15 protein-coding genes are annotated in these 18,842 nt (G+C 70.0%); 5 read left to right on the top strand and 10 right to left on the bottom strand.

From position 1 onward, the window contains the following. Nucleotides 1-16 precede the first annotated feature (16 nt). The 4 genes from AB0259_RS00150 to AB0259_RS00135 all read left to right on the top strand — a co-directional run bounded on the left by AB0259_RS00150 (nucleotide 17) and on the right by AB0259_RS00135 (nucleotide 4,295). The gene (locus AB0259_RS00150) at nucleotides 17-679 is read left to right on the top strand and encodes a TetR/AcrR family transcriptional regulator (RefSeq protein ID WP_251582828.1); all 663 of its coding nucleotides are present in this window, start codon (nucleotides 17-19) and stop codon (nucleotides 677-679) included. A 68-nt stretch (nucleotides 680-747) separates the two neighbouring features. Then, nucleotides 748-1,974 carry an acyl-CoA dehydrogenase family protein gene (locus AB0259_RS00145; protein ID WP_366221350.1) on the top strand — a complete coding sequence of 409 codons (1,227 nt, stop codon included), beginning with the start codon at nucleotides 748-750 and terminating at the stop codon, nucleotides 1,972-1,974. A 39-nt stretch (nucleotides 1,975-2,013) separates the two neighbouring features. Then, complete coding sequence (locus tag AB0259_RS00140) at nucleotides 2,014-3,054, top strand: ATP-dependent DNA ligase (RefSeq protein WP_366221351.1); 1,041 nt, start codon at nucleotides 2,014-2,016, stop codon at nucleotides 3,052-3,054. Between the two features lie 44 nt (nucleotides 3,055-3,098). Continuing rightward, the gene (locus tag AB0259_RS00135; protein WP_366221353.1) at nucleotides 3,099-4,295 is read left to right on the top strand and encodes an AI-2E family transporter; all 1,197 of its coding nucleotides are present in this window, start codon (nucleotides 3,099-3,101) and stop codon (nucleotides 4,293-4,295) included. A 3-nt stretch (nucleotides 4,296-4,298) separates the two neighbouring features. Here AB0259_RS00135 and ligD read toward each other — a convergent pair whose 3' ends face one another. The 9 genes from ligD to AB0259_RS00090 form a co-directional block, all read right to left on the bottom strand. After that, on the bottom strand, nucleotides 4,299-5,312 hold the full coding sequence (gene ligD, locus AB0259_RS00130; RefSeq protein WP_366221354.1) for a non-homologous end-joining DNA ligase: 1,014 nt from the start codon (nucleotides 5,310-5,312) through the stop codon (nucleotides 4,299-4,301). Between the two features lie 43 nt (nucleotides 5,313-5,355). Further along, complete coding sequence (locus tag AB0259_RS00125; RefSeq protein ID WP_366221355.1) at nucleotides 5,356-6,432, bottom strand: SseB family protein; 1,077 nt, start codon at nucleotides 6,430-6,432, stop codon at nucleotides 5,356-5,358. Between the two features lie 39 nt (nucleotides 6,433-6,471). Continuing rightward, nucleotides 6,472-8,916, bottom strand: coding sequence for a UvrD-helicase domain-containing protein (locus AB0259_RS00120; protein WP_366221356.1), 2,445 nt, complete (start codon nucleotides 8,914-8,916; stop codon nucleotides 6,472-6,474). 41 nt (nucleotides 8,917-8,957) lie between these two features. Beyond that, a complete protein-coding gene (locus AB0259_RS00115; protein WP_251582800.1) occupies nucleotides 8,958-9,383 on the bottom strand; it encodes an ATP-binding protein in 426 nt (141 codons plus the stop codon). Then, nucleotides 9,373-9,705 (bottom strand): STAS domain-containing protein, encoded by a 333-nt coding sequence (locus AB0259_RS00110; RefSeq protein ID WP_251582798.1) that lies wholly within the window; start codon nucleotides 9,703-9,705, stop codon nucleotides 9,373-9,375. The genes AB0259_RS00115 and AB0259_RS00110 overlap by 11 nt, the downstream gene beginning before the upstream one ends. Then, complete coding sequence (locus AB0259_RS00105) at nucleotides 9,690-11,687, bottom strand: glycosyltransferase family 2 protein (RefSeq protein WP_366221357.1); 1,998 nt, start codon at nucleotides 11,685-11,687, stop codon at nucleotides 9,690-9,692. Before AB0259_RS00105 ends, AB0259_RS00110 begins: the two co-directional genes overlap by 16 nt. Beyond that, nucleotides 11,684-12,859, bottom strand: coding sequence for a GAF domain-containing SpoIIE family protein phosphatase (locus AB0259_RS00100; RefSeq protein ID WP_366221359.1), 1,176 nt, complete (start codon nucleotides 12,857-12,859; stop codon nucleotides 11,684-11,686). The genes AB0259_RS00105 and AB0259_RS00100 overlap by 4 nt, the downstream gene beginning before the upstream one ends. 42 nt (nucleotides 12,860-12,901) lie before the next feature. Next, nucleotides 12,902-14,005, bottom strand: a complete 1,104-nt coding sequence (locus tag AB0259_RS00095; RefSeq protein WP_366221360.1) for an FUSC family protein — start codon at nucleotides 14,003-14,005, stop codon at nucleotides 12,902-12,904. 71 nt (nucleotides 14,006-14,076) lie between these two features. Then, nucleotides 14,077-15,618: a glycosyltransferase family 2 protein gene (locus tag AB0259_RS00090; RefSeq protein ID WP_366221361.1), complete on the bottom strand. Its 1,542-nt coding sequence runs from the start codon at nucleotides 15,616-15,618 to the stop codon at nucleotides 14,077-14,079. A gap of 486 nt (nucleotides 15,619-16,104) precedes the next feature. On the opposite strand from AB0259_RS00090, the gene AB0259_RS00085 reads away from it, so the two are divergent. Continuing rightward, on the top strand, nucleotides 16,105-17,607 hold the full coding sequence (locus AB0259_RS00085) for a protein kinase (protein WP_366221362.1): 1,503 nt from the start codon (nucleotides 16,105-16,107) through the stop codon (nucleotides 17,605-17,607). A 175-nt stretch (nucleotides 17,608-17,782) separates the two neighbouring features. Here the strand turns inward: AB0259_RS00085 and AB0259_RS00080 are convergent, their stop codons facing one another. Beyond that, on the bottom strand, nucleotides 17,783-18,781 hold the full coding sequence (locus AB0259_RS00080) for an aldo/keto reductase (RefSeq protein ID WP_366221364.1): 999 nt from the start codon (nucleotides 18,779-18,781) through the stop codon (nucleotides 17,783-17,785). Nucleotides 18,782-18,842 lie beyond the last annotated feature (61 nt).

The raw sequence follows: 18,842 nt of genomic DNA, 5'->3' as shown, positions 1-18,842 counted from the left end.
CACTAGGCTTCCGTCCATGGCCGACGACCTCCGTCCCACGGGCAGCACAGTGGTGGCCGCCGCGCTCGCCCTGTTCGCCGAGCACGGCTACGAGCAGACCTCGGTCGAGCAGATCGCCCAGTCGGCCGGCGTCTCGCGGTCGACCTTCTTCCGCCAGTTCGGTGGCAAGGACGACGTCGTCTTCGCCGACCACGAGGTCCTGCTCGAGAAGCTGCGAACCTATCTCGCTGATCCCCATCAGAATCCGTGGGCGGCTGTGTGCGAGGCGTCCGTGCAGGTGTTCCGCCACTTCGCCGACGACCCCGAGGTCGCGCGCCGTCGCTACGCCGTCGTCCGCCAGGTCCCCTCGCTCCGCGATCGCGAGATCGTCACCGTGTTCCGGTACGAGCGGCTCTTCGACGATTACCTGCGGCGGTCCGTCCCCGGGCTCGACCCCGTCGATGCGGTGGCGTTCGCCGCTGCGGTGACGGCGGTGCACAACCACGTCCTGCGGCGCTTGCTCCGCGGCTCGACGCACGTGCCCGCCGCGGTCCTCGAGTCCGCGTACGACGAGCTGCTGCGCCGGTTCGGCGTCCACCCGGACCCCGAACCGCCGTCCGGCGACGACATCGTCGTGGCGACGTTCCCCCGACGGATGCCCCCTGCCGAGGTGGCCAGACGGCTGGGGTCTCTGCGCTGACTCCGTGCCACTGAAACGCCGTTCCACTTCAAGTGGAACTGAATCTCAACCGGGCGTATCCTGGCGCGATGACCACTCCCCTGCCCGGTGGCGCCTCCGGCCGGTACGACGTGCTCGGCCGTCTCGACACGGACTACTACGCCGTCTTCGCCGACATCCCGGCCGCCGACCGTGAGGTCTGGCAGCGGGCGCAGCGCTTCGTCGACGAGATCGGCGACCGGATGCGGGAGGCCTGGGACACCGCCGAGTACCCACTCGACGTCGCCCGGCGCTTCGGTGAGCTCGATCTGCTCAACGACGGCATCGACCACCCTCGGCTCGCGCGCTTCTCGCCACTGGCCGCGGGGCTCGTGAACATGGAGGTCTCGCGCGGCGACGGATCGCTGGGCACCGTGCTCGCCGTGCAGGGTGGACTCGCCCTTCGGACGCTGACCCTGTTCGGCAGCGAGGCCCAGCAGGAGCGCTGGCTGACGGCGATCGCGCGTTTCGAAGTGCCCGCTGCCTTCGCCCTCACCGAACCCGATCACGGATCCGATTCGGTGTCGCTCGAGACGACAGCGCGGCGGGAGGGCGACGAGTGGGTGATCCGCGGCGCGAAGAAGTGGATCGGCAATGGCGCGTCGGGCGGGGTCACCTTCGTCTGGGCCCGCGTCGACGCCGAGGGCGACGAGCACCACGGGGCCGTCCGTTGCTTCCTCGTCGAGCAGGACCGCGTCGGCTACACCGGCACCGTCATTCCCGGCAAAGCGTCGCTGCGCGGCATCCACCAGGCCCTCATCGCTCTCGATGACGTGCGGGTGCCCGTCGACGCGGTCCTACCCGGGACGCGGACCTTCAAAGATGCGTCGACGGTCCTGTACGCGACCCGCTCGGGCGTCGCCTGGTCGGCTCTCGGCCACGCCACTGCCTGCTACGAGATCGCACTTCAGTACGCCCAGCAGCGTGTGCAGTTCGGCAAGCCGCTCGCCCGCTTCCAGATGGTGCAGGAGCGCCTCACCCACATGCTGGAAGACCTCACGGCGATGCAGCTCTACTGTCGACGCCTCGCGGAACTCGAGACCGCGGGCGGCCTCCGGCCCACGCAGGCGTCCCTCGCGAAGTTCCACAACACGCGTGCCGCACGCCGGGTCGCCGCGACCGCTCGGGACCTGCTGGGCGGCAACGGCATCCTGCTCGAGAACGGCGTGATGCAGCACATGGCCGACATCGAGGCGATCCACACGTACGAGGGCACCGAGTCGGTGCAGGCGCTCCTGCTGGGTCGTGACATCACCGGCGTGAGCGCGTTCGCCTGACCCGTTCCCCCCAGCCAGGAGGGCGGGCAGGATGAGGGGATGTACGAGATCCCCGCGCCGATGCTCGCGAAGTCCGTCCCCGGCATCCCCGACCCGGCGAAGACCGCCGGGGGCCTGCTTTACGAGCCGAAGTGGGACGGGTTCCGGGCCCTCATCGGCTGGGACGGGTCCGAGGTCGAGATCGGCTCGCGCGGGTCGAAGCCGCTGACGCGCTACTTCCCCGAGCTGGTCGACGCCGTCTCGCGTCTCGTGCCGCAGCCATGCCTGCTCGACGGCGAGATCGTCGTCGCCGACGGCGAGCGGGGTTCGCAGCGACTGCAGTGGGAGCAGCTGTCGCAGCGCATCCACCCCGCCGCCTCCCGCGTCGCGATGCTCAGCGAGACCACCCCCGCCATGTTCGTCGCGTTCGACCTGCTCGCCCGCGGCGACCGCGACCTGCGGGACGCACCGTTCTCCGAGCGCCGCGCACAGCTCGAAGACCTGCTGGGCGGTGTGCCGCATCCGATCCACCTCACCCGGACGACCACCGACGCGTCGCTCGCCGAACGCTGGCTCGCCGAGTTCGAGGGCGCGGGTCTCGACGGCGTCGTCGCGAAACCTCTCGCCCTTCCCTACGCACCCGGCAAGCGCACGATGTTCAAGATCAAGCACGCCCGGACGGCCGACGTCGTCGCGGTGGGCTACCGCATCCACAAGAGCGGTCAGGGAGTGGGCTCGCTGCTCGTCGGGCTCTATGACGGCGACGGGCACCTGCATCAGGTGGGTGGCGTGGCGGCGTGGAGCAACGCCCGCAGGCTCGAACTGATCGACGAGCTCGCACCGCTGGTCGTCCGCGACGAGGCCGGTGACGCGGTGACCGGCCAGTCCGACCGATCCCGCTTGACCGCCTCGAAGGACACCTCATTCGTGCGTCTGCGACCCGAGCGGGTGCTCGAAGTGGCCTACGACCAGCTCGAGGGCGACCGCTTCCGCCACACCGTGCAGTTCCAGCGGTGGCGTCCCGACCGCGACTCCCGCTCGTGCACGTTCGACCAGCTCGAGACCGTGACCGCGTACGACCTGGCCGACGTCCTCAGCTGAGTCAAGGGCCCTCACCGGAGACAGCGGGTCGATAGGGTCGCTGCATGGGCCTGTTCTTCTCCTCCTCCCGCACGGTGCGACCCGATGAGAACAAGCCGTTGCTGGTGACCTCAGCCGGCAAGCCCGGCAGCATGTGGTCCGACGGCTTCGGCACCCTCGCGACCCGGTCGCTGCAGGTGATCATCGTCGGCGTGATCGCGACGGCGCTCATCCTCGGGATGCTGCAGCTCACCGTGGTGGTCATCCCGGTGCTCCTGGCACTGATCATCGCCTCGGCAGCCGCGCCCCTCATGGGGTGGCTGCGACGGCACGGCATCCCCTCGGTGTTCGCGACCATCCTGACGCTGCTGGCGTTCGTCGTCGTTCTCGGAGGAATCGGCTGGCTCGTGGTCGATGCCGTCCGCCACCAGTTCGATGAATTGTCGAGCAAAGCGCAGGACGGATTCCAGAGCGTCCTCGCCTGGGCCGAGACGCTGCCGTTCGACATCGACCAGAAGCAGATCGACGAATGGGTCGGCACGGCCACCGACTTCCTCACGAGCGCGCAGTTCGGCTCCGGAGCTCTCGCCGGCGTCAGCGCGGTCGCCAACTTCCTCACCGGGCTCGTCCTGATGATCGTGACGCTGTTCTTCTTCCTGAAGGACGGCCCGCAGCTCTGGGAGTTCCTCATCCGCCCCTTCCGCGGATCGGACTACCAGCGCGCCGTACGAGTCGGCCACAAGGCCGTGCAGACCTTCGGCGCCTACCTCCGGGGAACGGCGGCCGTTGCGGCGGTGGACGCGATCGGCATCACGATCGGTCTCCTGGTCCTGCAGATCCCGCTCGCCCTCCCGCTCGGCGCACTCGTGTTCGTCCTCGCGTTCATTCCCATCGTCGGAGCGACGGTCGCCGGGATCCTGGCGGCGCTGGTCGCCCTCGTGACGAACGGCCTCGTCGCAGCGATCTGGGTCGTCGTCATCGTCGTGGCGGTGAACCAGCTCGAAGGCAACTTCCTGCAGCCGTTCCTCATGGGCCGATCGATGAAGCTCCACGCTTTCGCGGTCCTCATCGCCCTCACCATCGGCACCGTGCTCGGCGGCATCGTGGGCGCGATCCTCGCGGTTCCGCTCACCGCTGCCGCGTGGGGCATCATCCAGGTCTGGGACGGGCCGAACACGCCCGCCCGGTGGGCGCGACGGAAGCAGCCCATAGAGGAGAAGGCTGACACGGTCACGGCGGGCACGCCGCGCACCGCAGGCTGAGCGTCAGTCCTTCTTCGCGCGGGACGGCTGCACGCGCGGCGGCTCCCCCGGCATCTTGGGGAACTCGGGCGGGAAGGGCAGTTCGCCGAGACCCGCCTCGAGATCGCGCTGCCACCATTCGAGCAGCGTGTCGATCCGGCCGGGCGCGTCCTGCAACCCCTCCCAGGGGTCACCGGTCGCGGCCAGACGGTCGGGCACGGTCCGCACGGTGAACGCCGCGGGATCCACACCGTCGGCGAGCTCCTCCCACGTGATCGGTGTCGCCACGGTCGCCCCCGGCAGGGCGCGCGGGCTGTACGCCCCCGCCATCGTGCGATCGCGGTTCGCTTGGTTGAAGTCGACGAAGATGCGCTCTCCGCGCTCCTCCTTCCACCAGTTGGTCGTGACACGATCCGGCATCCGCCGTTCGAGTTCGCGCCCCGCTGCGATCACCGCATGGCGCACGTCGAGGAACTCGTGCGTCGGTTCAATGGGACAGAAGACGTGGATGCCGCGGTTGCCGCTCGTCTTGAGCCACGGCTCGAGCCCGGCCTCGCGAAGCACCTCGCGCAGCACCGGCGCGACCGCCGCGGCATCCGAGAAGTCCGTTCCGGGCTGCGGGTCGAGGTCGATGCGCAGCTCGACGGGATTGTCCGTGTCGGCGGCGAGCGAGGCCCAGGGATGGAAGACGACCGTGTTCATCTGCACCGCCCACACGGCCGCGGCGATCTCGCCGACAACGACCTGCGGATGCCGACGCCCGCTGTTGTAGGTGCACATCACCTGATCGACGTAGTCGGGCGTGCCCTTGGGCGGGTTCTTCGAGAAGAAGCTGTCGCCGTCGACGGTGTCGGGGAACCGCTCCAGCGAGACCGGGCGGTGCCCGTTCGCGCGCAGGAACGGCGCCTCGACAGCCAGGACGTACTCGACCAGCTCGTGCTTCGTGATCCCCGGTTCGGGGAAGACGATCCGGTTCGGGCTGGAGAGCGAGAGCTCCCTGCCTCCGGGCAGCTGCAGGGTGATCCGCTCCGACGCCATGCGCCCACCCTAGGCGCGGACTCCGGGTGGGGACAGGGGCTTGCTAGTCCTGGTCGGTGTCAGCCGCGGCGTCGACGGTCTCGGCCGCGTCGGCGATCGTGATGAGCACGTCGAGCTCGGAGCGTTCGATCCGGATCCACGGTCCCGCGGGATCGATGAGGAAGCCGTCGAGGCCGGGCTCGCTCTTGAGCGCGGCACCCAGCTGCGCCGCCGTGAGCGGCATGGGCTGGTCCTCACGACGCAGCGTCAGCACTTCGAGCGGGTGCGAGAAGACCTGCAGGTAGCGCCCGCCCTCGGCCGAGCGCGCCTCGGCGACGCCCATGCCCTGACCGTCCGGCCTGGGTCCTGCCGCGATCCAGGCGCCCCGCGCGACCAGCGCGTCGACGACGGCCCGGGCGGTGTCCGCGGTCCGCGGTCCGGCGAGCAGGTTCTTGATCGTGAACTCCGGGTCGCCCTGGTCGAGGCTGCGCTGGATGAGGCCCGTCGGCAGGACGATGCGGCGACCGGGTCCTGCGTGGTCGAAGACGATGCCGTCGTAGCCCGCGTCGATGACGTTGCGCAGCACACGCTGTGCGGGCTGGCCCAGGATCGAGGTGCTCTGGGCCTCATCGCCGAGACCGGCCTGCAGCGCGGCCGCACCGGTGTAGGCGAGGAGGAACTTCTTGTCACCCACGATGGAGATCGCCAGTCGCAGCGGCTCGCCGGCGGCCGCTTGCGCGCGGGCGTCGCCGAGGATGCGCAGGTACAGGGTGCCCTGCAGGGCCTGCCGCATGACGGAGAGGATCGCGGCGTTGTCGACCTCCTCGGGGACCTCCGACAGCACAGCGGCGAGCAGCGTGTTGTCGGGCATGCCCGGACGGCTCTCGCTCGCAGCGGGCGCCGTCTCGGGGGTCTTCGGCAGAGGCTGAGGCTCGGGGGCGGGTCGCGGAACCGGCTTCCCGTAGGTCGAGACCGAGATGGGCACGTGCGGTACGGGCTCGGCATCCGCCTCATCGGCCTGCTCGGCAGCGACCGCCGCACTCACGTCCTGCTGGACCTCGTCGACGTCGGCCTGCGCGTCGACGGGAACCTCCCCCTGGGGGTCGGAGTCCTTCTTCGGGCGGCGGGAGAACAGAGCCATTGCTTCAGGGTACGCGGGATGCAGGTCGCGGGTCGCGCCTCACAGCTTGGTGATGGGCGCGACCTTGATGAGGAGCTTCTTCGGACCGGCGCTGTCGAACCGCACGTGTGCGACGCGCTTCGCTCCCTCGCCGGTCACCATGTCGACCTTTCCCTCGCCGAAGTCATCGTGACGGATGCGGTCGCCCGCCGAGAGCTCCATGTCGCCGTTGTCGCGGATCTTCGCCGGGATGCGGTTCGCGAACTTCGCGAGCGAGTCCGACTTCTCGCGGGGCGGCAGCGGTACGAGGTCGTCGCCGTAGCGGTTCGAGCCGCCGAATCGCGAGCCGGAGCGACCGTTGAGGGCGCGCGACTGCGTGCCACCGCGGGAGTTGACGTCACCCGGGGACTGTCGCCAGTCGATGAGCTCGTGCGGGATCTCCTGCAGGAAACGGCTCGGCATCGCTGCAGACACCTCGCCGAACTGGGCACGGGTCATCGCGAGCGACAGGTGCAGCCGTTTGCGGGCGCGGGTGAGCGCGACATAGAAGAGCCGCCGCTCCTCCTGCGGTCCGCCCGGCTCCCCCGCCGAGATGCGGTGCGGGATGAGGTCCTCCTCGACACCGGTGACGAACACGGCGTCGAACTCGAGGCCCTTCGCGGTGTGCATCGTCATGAGCGAGACAGAACCGCTCGCGTCGTCGAGGTCGTCGGCATCCGACACCAGCGTCACCTCGGTGAGGAAGTCCAGGAGTGTGCCGTCGGGGTTGTTGCGGGCGAACTCCCGCGTGACCGCGACGAGCTCGTCGAGGTTCTCGACGCGCGCCTCGTCCTGCGGGTCCTTCGACATGCGGAGCGCGTCGTAGTACCCCGACCTGTTCAGCAGGACGCGCAAGCCCTCGGTCACCGAGGTGGACGGCGCGATTTCTCCGGAGCTCGGCAGCATGATCTCGGACGCCTCGGCCAGCACGGCGTCGAGCTCGGCGATGGCCTTCTGCACCTTGGCGCCGACGCCGAGAGCTGAAGAGTTCGCGAGCGCGTCGCGGAAGGTGATCCCCTCCGATGCCGCATAGCGGGCGATCGCGGTCTCGGTGACGTCGCCGATGCCGCGGCGGGGTTTGTTCAGGATGCGGCGCACCGCCATCTCGTCGGCGGGGTTCGCGACCGAGACGAGGTAGGCGAGGGCGTCCTTGATCTCCGCGCGCTCGTAGAACTTGGTGCCGCCCATGATCTTGTAGGGCACGGCCGAGCGGATGAAGATCTCCTCGAGCGCACGGGACTGCGAGTTGGTGCGGTAGAAGACCGCCATCTGCGCGTAGTCGACGCCCTTGCGGTGCAGGGCCTCGATCTCGTCCGCGACGAACTGCGCCTCGTCGTGCTGCGAGTACCCGGTGAAGCCGACGATGGGATCGCCGTCGCCGACGTCGGTCCACAGCTTCTTGTCCTTGCGGTCGAAGTTGTGGCCGATGACCGCGTTGGCGGCCGACAGGATGTTCTGCGTCGACCGGTAGTTCTGCTCGAGCAGCACGACCTTCGCGCCCGGGAAGTCGCGCTCGAACTCGCTGATGTTGCGGATGTCTGCGCCGCGGAAGGCGTAGATCGACTGGTCGGAGTCGCCGACGACGGTGAGCGATGCACCCTCGATCTCGGGCGCCTCGTCGGGCTCGAAGATCATCATGCCGCCGCTGGAGAACGCGTCACCGGCCTTGCCGACGACGGGCCGGGTCAGCTCGTGGATGAGCGCGTACTGGGCGTGGTTGGTGTCCTGGTACTCGTCCACCAGGATGTGGCGGAACCGCTTGCGATAGACGTCGGCGACGTGCGGGAACGCACGAAACAGGTAGACGGTCTGCGCGATGAGGTCGTCGAAGTCGAACGCGTTCGCCCGCTGCAGCGACCGCTGGTAGTCGGCGAAGATGTCGACGAAGACCCGTTCGGCGGGATCGCTCATGTTCGCCTGGCGGGCGTAGGACTCGGCATCCGCCAGTTCGTTCTTGAGCTTCGAGATGCGCCCCTGGACGGCGGCCGGGGTGAACCCGAACGAGTCGCCCTCGTGCTCCTTGACGAGGCGCTTGATGAGAGCCCGCGAGTCGCCGGAGTCATAGATCGTGAAGCTCTTGGTGAAGCCGAATTGGTCGGCCTCGCGCCGCAGGATGCGCACGCAGGCCGAGTGGAAGGTCGAGATCCACATGCCCTGCGCGCTCTCTCCGACGAGCTGCCGCACCCGCTCGCGCATCTCGCCCGCAGCCTTGTTCGTGAAGGTGATGGCGAGGATCTGACTCGGGTACGCCTCACGGGTACGCAGCAGCGAGGCGATGCGCCGGGTGAGCACACTCGTCTTGCCCGAACCCGCGCCGGCGATGATCAGCAGGGCGGAGCCCCGATGGGTGACGGCCTCGCGCTGCGGCGGGTTGAGACCCGCCAGCAGGTCTTCGTCGGGTCGGGAATCGCCGGCGGGACGGGACGCTCCGGCGCCGACGATCACGGGCTTGATGGAGTCGCTCATGTCCCTTCGAGTCTACGTTCGCCCACGGACATCCATCCCGCTCAGTCGGCGCCGGGCGAGCGCCTCTCCCGCCGGAGGACCCAGACATTGCCGTCGTCGGCCTCGTGGCGCAGCTCGTCGAGCGCGGCGAGCGCGAGCGCCAGCCCCCGTCCGGACTCGGCATCCGCGTCCGGCATGCTCACCCGGTCGAGCCGGATCAGCGCGGGGTCGGCGTCGTCGGACATGACGGCGACGAGTTCGTCCGCAGCAACGGAGAGCCGGATCGAGACGGTCGCCTCCTGCTCGCCGGTCGCGTGCTCGACGACGTTCGTGGCGATCTCGCTGACGGCGAGAGCGAACAGCATCCGATCCTCGTCCGAGACGTCGGGCACCGCTTCCCACATGTCGTCGAGCGCCTCGTGCACGGCATCGACGAGCGACAGGTCGGCGGGCCCGGACACCTCGCGGACGACCGTCTCAGCGCCCATCGAACGCGGCTTCCGCGTCCGGGTACGCCCGCAGGACGCGGTCGAGATTCGTGAGGGTCAGGACGCGCGCGACCGCCTCGGGGACGGCCGCGATGCGCAGGTCCCCGTCCGCGAGCCGCGCCGCCTTCAACCCGCCGATCAGCGCGCCGATCCCCGACGAGTCGATGAACGCGGTGCCGGAGAGGTCGACGACGACGCGCGCGCCGGCGGCGGCGATCGCGTCATCCACGGCGGCGCGGAAGCGCGCGACGCCCGGGGCGGTGAGTCGTCCGGCGACGGCGACGACCGCGTATCCGGTCGCAGGTGTCACGGTGAGGTCCACGGGGGCTCCTTCTGATCGGCGGATGGGGTGGATGCGGCGAGGGGCGGGTCGTGCTCCTGGAACCCCCGATAACGCGCGGCCTGGATGATGACGCTGAGCACGACGAGGTCGTACCCGACCCAGAGTGTGTTGACGAGGGTGCCGGTGCCGTCCGCGGTGCCGACGATGACGCGGCCGATCCCGACCACGACGGCGATGGCGAGCAGCACCATGGCCGTCAGCTGCGGCCAGATCTGGCGCCAGGGAGGTCCGCCCGCGGCGCGCCCGTCTTTGCGCGTGACGACGAAGTCGAGCGATTTGCCGAGGACGACATTGGCGAACGCCGTGACGCACGCCGCGATCCACACGGGGAACAGCGCGAGCGAGTACTGCTGACCGCGCCACGTCTTGATCCCCTTGGCGACCACCACGAAGAGGATCTGGTTGACGATGAAGTAGGGCAGGAAGCGCGCGAAGAAGTCGACGGACCATGCCGTCACGGGCAGGACCCCCAGCAGCAGGTAGATGATGGGCGCGGCGAGGTAGATGACCGCGGCGAACCCGCTCAGGTAGCTCCACATCGTGCCGAAGTACATGAGCCTCTGGCCGACCGAGAGGCCTTTCTTGCGCAGTGGGTTGTCGCGCAGCAGGACCTGCATCGTGCCCTGCGCCCACCGCAGTCGCTGCTTCAGCATCGTGCGCAGATCCTCGGGTGCGAGGCCGTGCGCGAGGATCTCGTGGTGGTAGACGCTCTTCCACCCCAGCGCGTGAAGCTGCATCGCCGTGGCCATGTCCTCCGTGACCGAGATCGTCGCGAGCGGCTGGATGGGCTGCGCCTCGCCCGGCCGGTCCACCCGGACCGCTTCGACGAGCGCGTCGACGGCGGCGATCGTCCCGAGCGGAGAGAGCTCCCGCACCGACAGCGACTCGAGGGCACGGTCGTCCACGACGAACGCGTCGAGCTCGGCGTCGCGCTGCACGGCGAGGGAGGCCAGTTCTGCGACATCGGCCCGGATGCCGGCGAGATCCGTCTCGACGAGGCGACCGGATGCCTCCTGTATCTCCCCGTGCACCGCCGCGGTGATCTCCGCGATGGGAGCACCGAGCGCGAGCTCGGCGCGCGCCCGCTGCACCGCCTCGCCCAGGCGGCCGACCTCGGCGGCGACGTCGGGGGTGAGCGACCGATCGGATGCGGCGCGTCGCAGCATCCGCTGGGAGGTCTTCAGCGCCGTCGAGACCGAGTCCTCGAGGTCACGCACGTAGCCGACGATGCCGAGCTGCATGAGCGCATCGCGTCGGAGGATCGCGTTGGAACCGCAGAAGAAGGCCGCGTTCCAGCCGTCCTTCCCCTGCTGGATGGGCCCGTAGAACAGGGGCGCCTGACTTCCGAGCGGGTCGGCCTCGCCGACGTTGACGAACCACTGCGGGGTCTGCACGAGGGCGACCTGCGGATCGTCGGCGAAGTATCCGAGGGTGTTCTCGAGGATGAGCGGATCCGGGACCTGGTCCGCATCGAGGATGAGGAGGAACTCGCCGTCGGTCTGCAGGAGGGCGTTGTTCAGGTTGCCGGCCTTCGCGTGCCGGGGCTTGTCCGCCCAATCCGCCGATCGGGTGAGGTACCCGATGCCGGCCGCCTCCGCGGCGCGAGCAAGCTCGTCGCGCGCGCCGTCGTCGAGGATCCAGGTGTGGTGCGGGTAGGTGATGCGCTTCGCGGCGAGGGCCGTGGCCATCACCATCTCTATCGGCTCGTTGTAGGTCGTGATGAAGACGTCGACCGTCCCCTGCGGCGGCGAGCTGGGCCGCGGGCGCTCCTTCGCCCGCCACATGGTCGCGGCGAACAGAACCGTGTCGACGAGACTGTAGGTCTCCGCGACGACCAGTGGCACGGCGATCCACCACGCGTCCCAGTTGACGGAGGCCAGCCACCGCCAGACGACGTAGTTGAGTCCGAGCAGGACCGAGAGCAGCGCCAGGATGCGGATGGCGAGGAAGCGTCCGGTCACGCATCCCTCCGTACGATCATCAGGGTCACATCGTCCGGCGCTTTCCGCTCCCGAGCCAGGGCGATCCCCTCCGCAACGGCGCCCGCCGGACCGCGCTCACGGAGGGCGCGCAGCACCTGACCGAAGGGGTCGTCGACGTCGAGGATGTCGAGGACACCGTCGCTGCAGCACAGCAGCGCATCCCCTGGCTCCAGCCGCAGCCGAGCGGACGCGCGGGAGTCATCGATGCCCATACCCAGCGGCAGCCCCGTCGACCGCACCGGCTCCCACGTGTCGTCGGCGCGGACGACGAACGACAGCGAGTGCCCGGCATCGACGAGCTCGACGTCACCGGTCTCACCGTCGACGTCGGCCACCACCGCGGTCACGAACATGTGGAGGTCCGCGAGGTCCTCCGAGACCTGGCGGTCGAGGTCTTCGACCGCACTGACGAGCGGACGGTCGCGCGCCGTGCGCAAGGACGCGCGCACACCCGCGGCGATCAGGCCGGCACCGATCCCCTTGCCCATCACGTCGGCCAGCGTGAGGCGCAGACGGCCCTGGTGCAGGTACCAGTCGTAAAGGTCGCCCATCACCGAGCCCGACGCGACGGCGTCAGCCGCGAGGGTGAATCCTGCCAGCTCGGGGGTCCGCTTGGGCAGGAGTGCGCGCTGGACCTCACCCGCCCGATCGAACTCGTGCTCCCGCGCGATCTCGGACTGCACCCACAGCGCCATCTCGCGCAGCAGCTCGCGTTGCGGCTCAGTGAGTGTGCGCGGCTTCGTGTCGAGGATGCACAGAGTTCCGATGTGCTCGCCGCCCGGGGCTTCCAGCGGCTGCCCTGCGTAGAAGCGCAGGTGGGGATCACCGACGACGAACGGGCTGGTCCGGAAGGACTCGTCGGATGCCGCATCCTCGACGACGAGCAGCGATCCGCGCTCGACGGTCGCACCGCAGAAGGACCCCTCTCGGGGCGCCTCGCGCTCGCCGCCGAAGCCCTGCTCCGACAGGCGCCACTGCCGGTCGTCGTCCAGGAGGGTGACACTGACCATCGGCACACCGAACACCTCGCGGGCAAGCCTGGTCACCCGATCGACCCGCTCGTCCGTCGGCTGGTCGAGGATGTCGAGTTCCTCGAGCGCACGCTGTCGCGCCGCCTCGCGCGCGGCCGCGTCCCCCTCCACCATGGTCATGCCCCTACTCTCATATGAGTCTCCTGTGCATCGCAACCTCGCTCAGACCAGCGCGGCCGAGACCCGCCGCGAGACGTCGGTCATGCGTCCGAGCGTGGCCGCGAGCCACAATCCCGGCTGATCGTGCTCGTCGGCGGCCTCGTGCGCTGCGGGGAGAGACGCCGCGTACTCATCGATGGCGCGCCAAGCGGCATCAGTCCTCGCCGTGGTCTCGGCATCGCCCGGGGGTGTCGCGAGCTGCTCGGCGACGGACCTCATCGCCGCGGCGAGCAGCTCCGGGTCGCCGTGCCGCTCGTCGAGACAGTCCTGCTGCCCGAGGACGTCGAGCATGTCGCGGGCGAGATACGTCGCTCGTTCGAGTCCCCACCATCGATGGGAGTTCTCGTCGTGCACGCCGCCGACGCCACGCGCGCGGATGTTCGCCCGCTCGGAACGCGACGCCTCGTCGACATCGGCGGACACCTCTATGGACAGTTCGGCGAGCGCCTCGCCGTCCTCGATCAGGGCGCCTCTGTCGGGCTCACCCTTCGCCACCGCATCCGCCGCCCGATCGAGGGCCGTGACCACCGCGGCCCGGAGCTCCGACAGCCGGTCCCGCGCGGATTGGAGGTACAGCGGCGGCACGAGGACGTAGTTCGCGACGACACCCACCAGGACGCCGAACGCCATCGTCGCCAGATAGGACGACGAGAACCCGTCGGGGTCGTTCTTGCTCAGCAGCAGCACGAACAGCCCCGCCAAAGCGACCCAGTCGCGCCCCACCCCGAGGGCGCGGATACCGCCGACCGCCACACCGGCAAGCACCACAACCCCGACGGCGACGACTCCCGGCGCCCCCGAGGCCACGATCGCAAGACCGCCGAAGCCCACCGCGATGCCGCACGCCAGACCGATGAGCGACTGGATGCCGGCTCGCGCCGAGTCGGCGACGGTCGGATACATGCTGACGAGGACGCCGAGGGGCGCGTAATAGGAGTAGTCCGCGTCGGCGAACGGGACGAGCGGCGCGAAGAACCAGGCGACCGCCGCCGCGACGGCAGTCTTGAGCGCGAGGATCAGCCGTCGCGCCGTGAAGACGTCACCGCCGGCGCGACGCACGCGGAGCGCGATCTGGGCCGCGGTCCGACGAGGGAGGGACGAGGGCATGCGGGCACCGTAACCGCGCGGGCGCCGCTGCGATGCCCCCCTTGCGCCCGCGTGCGCGTCGTCGTATCCGTCTATCGCGTGAGCGTCCGCGGAGGACCGAGGGTGGCTGCGGCCTCGGTGCTGCGCCGCCGCGCGTCGCCCCGCCCTCGGGGACGGCGCGGAGCGAGGGGCGCCTCGATGCGGGCGGGCACCCGGCCGCTGATCATCCCCGAAGCGAACACCGCGGCCACGACCGCGGGCATGACCGGCCCCGCGGCCGACAGGGCCGAACCGGAGGCAGCGACGGCGCCCAGGACGAGAAGCGGGACGAGCACGAGCTCATCTCGCAGCACCGTGCTCACTCCTCGGCGCGACGGTGTTTTGGGTGTCACCCAGAAGGTCGCCCGTCGTCCGAGGCCCGTCCGGATCACGGCGGCGAGCACGACGAACGTCGTCGAGGCGTAGAGCAGACCGGCGGCGAGACCGAAGACCGCTCCGGCCGCGATGCGCTGGGTGCGCGCGCGACGCAGCGCCTCTGGCAGCAGAGGCATCGCGGCGGCGACGGCGGAAACGAAGATCCCCCACACCGGCGGAGGCGTGTCGAGCCCGACGAGAGCCGCGCCGGTGAGCAGTATCACCGCGCCGGCCAGCGCGGTCACCGGAACGAGCGCCGTCTCGAGTGACAGGTCGATGGCCTCCCGCAGTCGAAGCCCTCGCATCCGTCCGGGATGCCGCAGGAACTCGACGGCACCTTCGGCCGTCTTCCGCAGCTGCACACGGAACGCCGCATAGTCGATCGGGTAGTCCTCCGCGAAGGCGACATCGGCGTCGACGATCCGCCAGCCCCGACGACGAAGCTGGACGGTCATCGCAAGATCCTCAGCGACAGCCTCGGGGAAGCCGCCCACGTCGGCAATCGCGGCGGCTCGTACGAGCGCACCGCGGCCGAGGAAAGCGGTCACCCCGTGCGCACCGCGTCCGCGACGTGTGACGCCGAGATGCGTGGCGAGCAGCGGACCGAAATAGCGGGCGAATGGACTGCTTCCGGGGGATGCCGCCGGCGAGGCCTGCGCGACGGCCACTGCCGGGTCCGCCAACGCCGCGCTGCACACCCGCGCAACACTCGCCTCCAGGACGACGTCGCTGTCGCAGATGAGGTACGCGTCGTAGCGTCCGCGCAACGCCGCGATCCCCGCGTTAAGGTTGCCCGCCTTGAAGCCGGATCGTTCGGCCCGCCGGAGGACGACCCACCCTCGCGCAGCTGCCAGCGCGTCGACCCGAGCCGCCCTATCCGGGTCGCGGGAGTCGTCGAGCAGCACGACATCGACCGGGATGTCCTGCTGGGCGCTGTGGACCACTGCCGAGGTGTCCAGGTCGTCGCAGACGCAGACCAGCAGCGCGATGCGGTAGGGCTGCGCGCCGTGTCCGACCGGCGCAACCCGCTGCGGCGCCGAGGCACGCAACCACAGCGCAAGGGCCCTCCCGCCCGCAACCCACGTGAGCGCGCTCGCCGCGGCGAACGCGATCGCGAGCGGTGATCCGAGCGCAGCGGCCCAGGTGATGAGCGGGACGACGAGGGCGGCCCACAAGGCGACCACGAGCACCGTCGAGGCATGTGCCGTCCGGAAACTCACGAGAGACGCCGCTCGGACGCCCTCGCCGTCAGCACGAGTCGAGACGACGACTGCACCTTCCGCAGATCCGACGAGACGCCGGCCCGGCCGTCGTGACCGAGATCCAGGCCACCGCGTCTTCGGCCACGGTCGGGTGCACACCCACGAGCCACGCGACCGCCGCGCCGACGGCGGGACGCGCGGATCAGCCGTCGTGCCCTGGAGATGTCCCCGCTCGCACGGCGGAGACGGGGCGGGGCCTGGGCCGCGGGGCGCAGCGGCGCGAAGGATGGCATGGCGGCACCGTAACCGCGCCCACGCTGACCGAACGCACCCCTTGCGCTCGGGGCGGCGTGGTCGTAATCGCTCAGCGCGCCGCATGCACCAATCAGCACCGGAGTCAAGCCGCCAGACCTGATTCGTTCGAGGTCTTACGGTCGGACTGTCGCACCGCAGGCGACATCCCGACGGGCCCGCCGCAGCCCGAAGCATCCCGCAGGAGTGGCCGTGACCGAACCGCCCGTCGAACCGGTCACCGCGGGCATGCTCGACGGGCGTTACGTTCTCGGTGCGTGCGTCGGTCAGGGCGGCATGGCGCGGGTCTACCGTGCGGACGACGTCATCCTGGGACGCACGGTGGCGATCAAGATCATGCGTACCGAAGCGGAGCATCCCGCCATCCCGCCCCGCGCGCGCACGGAGATGTCGCTGCTGGCCTCCCTGAATCACCCGTCGCTCGTGACGCTGTTCGACGCGAAGATCGTGCCGGGCCAGCCGGAGTACCTCGTCATGGAGTTCGTCGAGGGGCAGTCCCTGGCCGTTGCGCTGTACGACGGACCGTTGGATGCCGCCGAGACGGCCGGCATCGCGATCGAACTCGCTGCGGGACTCGACACCGTCCACCGCGCCGGGATCGTCCACCGCGACGTGAAACCGTCGAACGTGCTTCTGGCCGCCGCCACGACGCCGGGACGCCGGTACTGGCCCAAGCTCGCGGACTTCGGCGTCGCCTACCTGGCCGACAGCACGAGGCACACGAGCCCGGGCACGGTCATCGGTACGGCCGCCTACCTCGCTCCCGAGCAGGTGCGAGGCGAGCCCGCGGGGCCTGCCGCGGATGTCTACGCGCTCGGTCTGCTGCTGCTTGAGACGATCACGGGCGACCGCGCCTTCCCTGAGGCGTCGGGAATCGGTCGCGTCATGGCGCGGCTCGTGGAGACGCCCGAGATCCCGGCGTGGCTCGGTCCCGATTGGTCGGAGCTCCTCTCGTCGATGATCGCGCGCGACCCCGCTGATCGCCCCACCGCGGCGGAGGTGGCAGCACGCGCGCGGTCGCTCCCGCGCGACATCGTCCGTCCCGAACGGCCCGCCGCCGCAACCCTCGATCAGGAGACGCAGGCGCTCGACGTCCCCGCCGCCGCCTCGATCGAGCCGATCTCGTCCGTCCCTGACGCCGACACCGACACCGACATGACGGTCCCGCAGCACGATCTCGTCCGGTCGCGCAGGGGGTTGCGCTCGGGGCGGCGCCTGCGGCGCGCGCGGGTGTGGATCCTGACCGGCGCGGCGAGCGTGGTCGCCGTCGGCCTCATCCTCGTGGGGGCGCTGTGGGCCGGCGGCGCACCGGGCACCGGCCCAGCGCCGGCGGAGACGTTGACCGGCCCCACGACGCCCGCTCCCGCGGACCTCGTCGCCGATGAGGACCCCGCCCCTGCCGTCGTGACGGTCGATCAGCCGGCAGAGGGCACGTCTGACGCGGACACCTCTGCCGATGTCGATGCTCCAGCGGAACCCTCGGAACCCGCGGCACCCGCATCCGACGACAGCGCAGGCGACACGTCCGCGAGCGATGACGACCCCGGTCAGAAGGCCCGATCGAACGCGAATCAGAACGCCAAGGGGCATGCCCCCGACAACTCCGCCGTCTCCGGCGAGAAGAAGAAGTCCGGCAAGGGCAACAGCAACGGCAACTCGGCCAAGAGCGGAAAGGACAAGACCGCCAAGGGCTGAGCGCGTCACAGGATGACACAGGTCGTCATCCCGGGTCATCGGTCGACCGAAGGTCGGAACTCCGGGTTAGCGTGGGCGCATCGCGGCGGTCCGGGTGGTCCCGGGCACCGGGTCATACCGGATGTGCAGCGGGTTCGACTCCCGCCGTCGCGTCGAGACGCTCGATGAAGATGAATCAGCCTGCCCGGACGAGGTCCGGAGCGATGCCCTCCGCGTCGAGCTCTGCCCAGAAGTCGTCCGGGATCTCCGCCGTCCGCCGTTCGATGCTGCTGTCCACGTGGGCGACGCTGCGCATGCCGATGACGGCGGAGACGACAGCGGGATGCCGCAGGGGATACTGGACCGCGGCAGCGGGCAGGTCGACGCCGTGGCCACGGCAGATCTCAGCGAGTCGCTGCGCGCGGGCGAGGATGCCCGCCGACGCGGGCGCGTAGTCGAAGTGGGCATCGGCCCGGATCTCCGACGAGCTGAGGAGCCCGGAGTTGTAGACGCCCGCGGCCACGATGGCGACGCCGCGTTCGAGCGCGACCGGGAGCAGGTCGACCAGTCCCGACTGGTCCAACAGGGTCAGACGACCCGCGAGCATCACGACGTCGAGGTCGTGCGCGTCGATGAAGCGGGCCGGCATGGCCGACTGGTTCATCCCCGCGCCGATCGCGCGCACCACGCCCTGCTCGCGCAGGTCGATGAGGGCGGGGAGCGCCTCGCGAATGGCCTGGTCCTCGTGATCATCGGGATCGTGCAGATAGACGATGTCGATACGGTCGGTGCCCAGACGGTTGAGGCTTTCCTCGATGGAACGCTTCACGCCGTCGGCCGAGAAGTCCCACTCGCGGCGAACGGATGCCGGCACGATGAAGCCCTGGTCATCCTGACGACCCGCCGTCTCAGGGCTGTCGACGAGCAGGCGACCGACCTTCGTCGACAGCACGATGTCGTCCCGCGTGACGCCCGTCAGTGCTCGTCCCAGTCGCCGTTCGGAGAGCCCGAGCCCGTAGTGCGGGGCGGTGTCGAAATACGACACCCCTGCCGCCAACGCGGCACGGACCGCGGAGGTCGACTCCTCGTCCGTCGTCGTGCGGTTGAGATTGCCCAGCTGAGCCGCGCCGAAGCCGACATCGCTCACGGTGACTGCGCCTCGAATGGATGCAGTGGCGAGTTCAGAGGCGGTCATCGGCGTCACCGGTTCTTCCATGGGAGGGGGCGGGGCGGCGTGCAGCCGGCTCCCCCAACGT

This window comes from Microbacterium sp. NPDC080005 (assembly GCF_040702445.1).
Taxonomy (GTDB): domain Bacteria; phylum Actinomycetota; class Actinomycetes; order Actinomycetales; family Microbacteriaceae; genus Microbacterium; species Microbacterium oleivorans_D.
This window is presented reverse-complemented; position numbering and strand designations above follow the sequence as displayed.